This window comes from Sporosarcina sp. USHLN248 (genome assembly GCF_037144575.1).
GTDB lineage: Bacteria > Bacillota > Bacilli > Bacillales_A > Planococcaceae > Sporosarcina > Sporosarcina contaminans.
Window position 1 is genome coordinate 1 of record NZ_JBBCZC010000082.1, and the last position, 4,148, is coordinate 4,148.

The 4,148-nt window shown below is 39.2% G+C and carries 4 protein-coding genes; 2 read left to right on the plus strand and 2 right to left on the minus strand.

The features are described 5' to 3' along the window. Positions 1 to 236 precede the first annotated feature (236 nt). Positions 237 to 1,454 carry a dicarboxylate/amino acid:cation symporter gene (locus tag WFH04_RS17890; protein ID WP_336825654.1) on the plus strand — a complete coding sequence of 406 codons (1,218 nt, stop codon included), beginning with the start codon at positions 237 to 239 and terminating at the stop codon, positions 1,452 to 1,454. Positions 1,455 to 1,713: 259 nt separating this feature from the next. On the opposite strand, the gene WFH04_RS17895 is transcribed toward WFH04_RS17890, so the two are convergent. Then, entirely contained in the window at positions 1,714 to 1,947 is a 234-nt protein-coding gene (locus tag WFH04_RS17895; protein WP_336825656.1) for a YkuS family protein, read from the minus strand. A 216-nt stretch (positions 1,948 to 2,163) separates the two neighbouring features. Continuing rightward, the gene (locus WFH04_RS17900) at positions 2,164 to 2,553 is read right to left on the minus strand and encodes a hypothetical protein (protein WP_336825658.1); all 390 of its coding nucleotides are present in this window, start codon (positions 2,551 to 2,553) and stop codon (positions 2,164 to 2,166) included. Between the two features lie 128 nt (positions 2,554 to 2,681). Between WFH04_RS17900 and WFH04_RS17905 the strand changes: the two genes are divergently transcribed. After that, the gene (locus WFH04_RS17905) at positions 2,682 to 3,905 is read left to right on the plus strand and encodes an MFS transporter (protein ID WP_336825660.1); all 1,224 of its coding nucleotides are present in this window, start codon (positions 2,682 to 2,684) and stop codon (positions 3,903 to 3,905) included. Positions 3,906 to 4,148: the final 243 nt, after the last annotated feature.

Consider the following 4,148-nt stretch of genomic DNA (forward strand, 5'->3'; position numbering starts at 1 on the left):
CCGCGTGCTACTTTCAGTATTGAATGAGAAAAATACAAGAACAGGTGGCGAAAAACGATTCGTTTTTCGCCACCTGTTCTATTTTAGGGACTTATTGGACAGCCCCTTTTTCTATGGACTTTTTAGTTTACAAACATCCTTTTGGAGTAAATCTACCATTCTATAGTCATGTTCGCCTAAACTAATGTATACTATAGTATAAATAGTATTTCGAAATTTCGGGAAAGGGGAGGAAAATGAAGTTAAAGTTTAATCTTGTCACTCAAATTTTTATTGCATTTGTATTGGCTATTATTTTAGGTAGTATTTTTGGAAGTTCGATTGATTTTTTGAAGCCTTTCGGTGATCTGTTCCTTCGGCTCATCAAATTCATAATTGCTCCGCTCATTTTATCAAGCTTAGTTGTTGGTGTAGCGAGCAGTTCCGATCCGAAACAGTTAGGCAGGATCGGAGCAAAAACAATCGTATATTATTTAGTGACAACTGCAATTGCGATTATTATTGGTCTCATTGTAGCTTTTGCTTTTTCTCCAGGGAAAGGGGTAGATGTTTCATCGGAAGGGTTAGTTGCACCGGAGGTAGTGACTCAGGAACAGCAAGGCGTGATCACAACATTGTTGAATATCGTTCCTGACAATCCTTTTACATCTCTTTCAACAGGGAATATTTTGCAGGTAATTTTCTTTGCGTTATTTATTGGCATCGGCATTACACTTGTAGGCGAAAAGGCGAAGCCTGTTTTACAGTTTTTTGAAGGCTTTGCAGAAGTGATGTACAAAATTACTGGAATTGTCATGAAGGCTGCACCAATTGGGATTTTAGGATTATTAGCTCCGGTCATCGGACAATATGGCCTGTCTGTTTTATTGCCACTTGTTAAAGTTATTGTTGCGGTGTATTTCGCTTGTATTTTGCATGCCGCAGTCGTTTATTCGACTGCTGTGAAGACGTTCGGTAAAATGAATCCGCTTACATTTTTTAAAGGGATTTCCCCGGCAGCCCTCGTTGCATTTAGTACAGCAAGCAGTGCAGGAACTTTGCCAGTTACCATAAAAAATACGAATGAAAATTTAGGTGTTCCAAACAGGATTTCAAGCTTTGTTTTGCCGCTTGGCGCAACGATCAATATGGATGGAACGGCAATTTATCAAGGGGTAGCTGTCATCTTTATCGCCCAGTTTTATAATTTGGAGTTATCCTTCATGCAGTTATTGACAGTTGTTTTAATAACGGTATTAGCTTCAATTGGTACTGCGGGCGTTCCTGGAGCAGGGATGATTATGCTTGCGATGGTGTTAAGCTCAGTGAATATGCCGTTAGAAGGAATTGCTTTAATTGCGGGAATAGATAGAGTGTTAGATATGATGAGGACAACAGTAAATATTGTAGGAGATGCTTCAGCTGCTGTAGTAGTAGCGGGTACCGAAAAGGAAAGTGCACAACATTCCACATAAGTAAGGACAGGATTCCGTTTACTGGATCCTGTCCCAGACTGTAGATAAAGTAGTCTTTCACTTTGTCTACGGTCTTTTTAAGGTTTTTAGTTATGAAATAGATGTTTGCCCAGCTTGCGATTGTAGACGCTTGCCAAGGAAGGCAATCTAAGAACGTACCTAAGAACAATACGTCCTGTGGCAACGGTTGCCTGCTGGCTCCAACACTGTATGCGAACGTTTGTCAACAAGCTGGATTCTGTCCTTTTAATTGCTTACTTTATCGTGACAATCTATTTATGACGTCATTTACAACATCCTGAACGGATGCCCCTTCAATGCTGACCACTGGAAAATCGAATTGATCCACATTGACATCGCTTAGTGCACGTACGACACCCATGTCATAACCGTTCACGTTTTCGTCACTTTCAAACATCGTCACTTCATGCCCTTTTTCTTCCAAAGCCTGCTTAACATCTGTAAATGGTTGTTCTACAGCTATTTTTGCCATTTGTGGAACCTCCTAATTTTTAATGATTCTATACCGTATGTTTCCCTCGTGAGAGTCTATTAAACATAGGAAGCATTCGTGAATATCGTGCTATACAATCTATTTAAAAACATTGATGAAGAAAAAAATCATACTGACATGGCATGCAAAATGTCCTATTGGTTTACATGGTAATGTCAGTATGTATTCTCTTTTATGTAAAACAAGCGTGTCATGTCATTTCCCTGTACGTAAGTTTGTAAATCCTGACACTGCATCAATCAGCATAACGATAATCGCTGCGATCCCTAAAATAGTGAATATCCATTCGACTCGTCCTAATAGGTCTTCCGAAGATTGCTGAAAAATTTCAGAGAAAAAATGCGCAATATGAGGCTGCAATAATTGCGGGTTCATTAACATGACGAAGATGAGAAAGGCCCAAGAGATGTTAATGAATAAATTTCCGATCGCTAATCTTGCTGTCCATTTCGGAGCGCTAACTCTATAAGATTCCAAGACGATTTCAAGGGTTACCAATAATAATGAAGCTGGAACAAGAAACATCCCAGATAGTTGATTGGCAAGCGCCATGTTGATTGTCAGCCCTTTCCTTTCTTTGTACATAGTGTACCCATTCTAAAGGAGGCGCTAAACAGCTCTATAAAATTGGTGGAAATTTCCTACAAAATTTTAGTAAGATGATGTATACTGATGCTATTCGAAAAATTTCAATAAAAAGAGTGGGGATCTATTTGGCAACTACGAAAAAATCACAAAGCTTTAACAACCCAGTGTATCCAATCATGTTTGCGATTGGAGGATGTCATTTGCTGAATGATACATTGCAGGCGGTCATTCCAGCGATGTTTCCAGTATTGGAGAAGGAGAGGGGCCTCAGCTTTACACAATTAGGCTTTATATTTTTTTCTTTGAACATGGTTGCTTCCGTTTTACAACCAGTCGTTGGATATTTTAGTGACCGAAAGCCAATGCCTTATGCACTTCCAATCGGCATGACTTTTTCGCTTATTGGTATGGCAGGTTTGTCAATTGCGCCAAATTATTGGCTAATCCTATTAGCCGTCATAATTTTAGGGTTTGGATCTGCGGTTTTTCATCCAGAAGGGTCAAGGGTGTCCTTTTTAGCTGCAGGATCAAAAAGAGGATTATCCCAATCGATTTATCAAGTTGGAGGAAACTCTGGACAAGCATTGGCGCCATTAATAAGTGCATTTGTTTTAGTGCCATTAGGGCAAAAAGGAGCCGCAGTTTTCATCGTGGTAGCCGCTGTCGGGATAATCATTTTATCCAAAATATCAGCATGGTATAAACGACAGTTAGAGTTGGAGAAGGAAAATAATCGTAAAAAAGTATTATTATCATCAATCGGTGATTTGACTAAGAAACAAATTACAATTGCACTTATATTATTGATGGTCATTATTTTTGCAAGGTCATTTTATGTAACGAATGTAACGAGCTTTTACATATTTCATTTAATGGATCATTATGGATTAAAAATTGAAACAGGACAGCTGTATATTTTTCTTTTTATGGCATTAGGCGCTGCGGGAACATTTTTTGGCGGACCGATGGCAGATAGGATTGGCAGGAAAAAAGTTATCGTTCTGTCATTGTTAGTACCGTTGCCTTTATGTTTATTGCTCCCGCACGTACCTTTATGGTCGGTAGGAGTGCTGCTTGCGGTAATCGGATTTTTCATCATGCTCAGTTTTTCGGTGACAGTTATCTATGCGCAGGAATTGGTACCAAGTAAAATTGGCACAATGGCGGGTTTGACAGTTGGGCTTGCTTTTGGGATGGGCGCAATCGGAGCAGTTGCGATCGGTGTATTAATGGATACAATCGGTATATACCCGACGATGGTTATCGCATCGTTCCTACCATTTATTGGTTTGGTTGGATTGGCTCTGCCTCGGGATCAAAAAATAACTGCTGATGCACCTTCATCTTAATTTTAAATTCACGTCTATTGCTATGGTCGGCAACATCTATTCAATAACTATGAACTTAAAAAGACTGTAGTCAAAGTGATGAAACCACTTTGTCAACAGTTTGTGAGATGATTTCCTTTTAAGGGAAATCATCTCAGACTGTAGACAAAAGGGTTGGAAATCGAATTGATTTCCAACCCTTTTGTCAATTATGAAGTTATTTTAACGGAAAAAGGCCTTTTTATCTCGTAATATTAGCTTCTA

Bases quoted from the DNA above. Each gene is read 5' to 3' on its own strand.
- WFH04_RS17900 (WP_336825658.1), bottom strand. From the start codon at position 2,553: ATGTACAAAGAAAGGAAAGGGCTGACAATCAACATGGCGCTTGCCAAT.
- WFH04_RS17890 (WP_336825654.1), top strand. From the start codon at position 237: ATGAAGTTAAAGTTTAATCTTGTCACTCAAATTTTTATTGCATTTGTA.
- WFH04_RS17895 (WP_336825656.1), bottom strand. From the start codon at position 1,947: ATGGCAAAAATAGCTGTAGAACAACCATTTACAGATGTTAAGCAGGCT.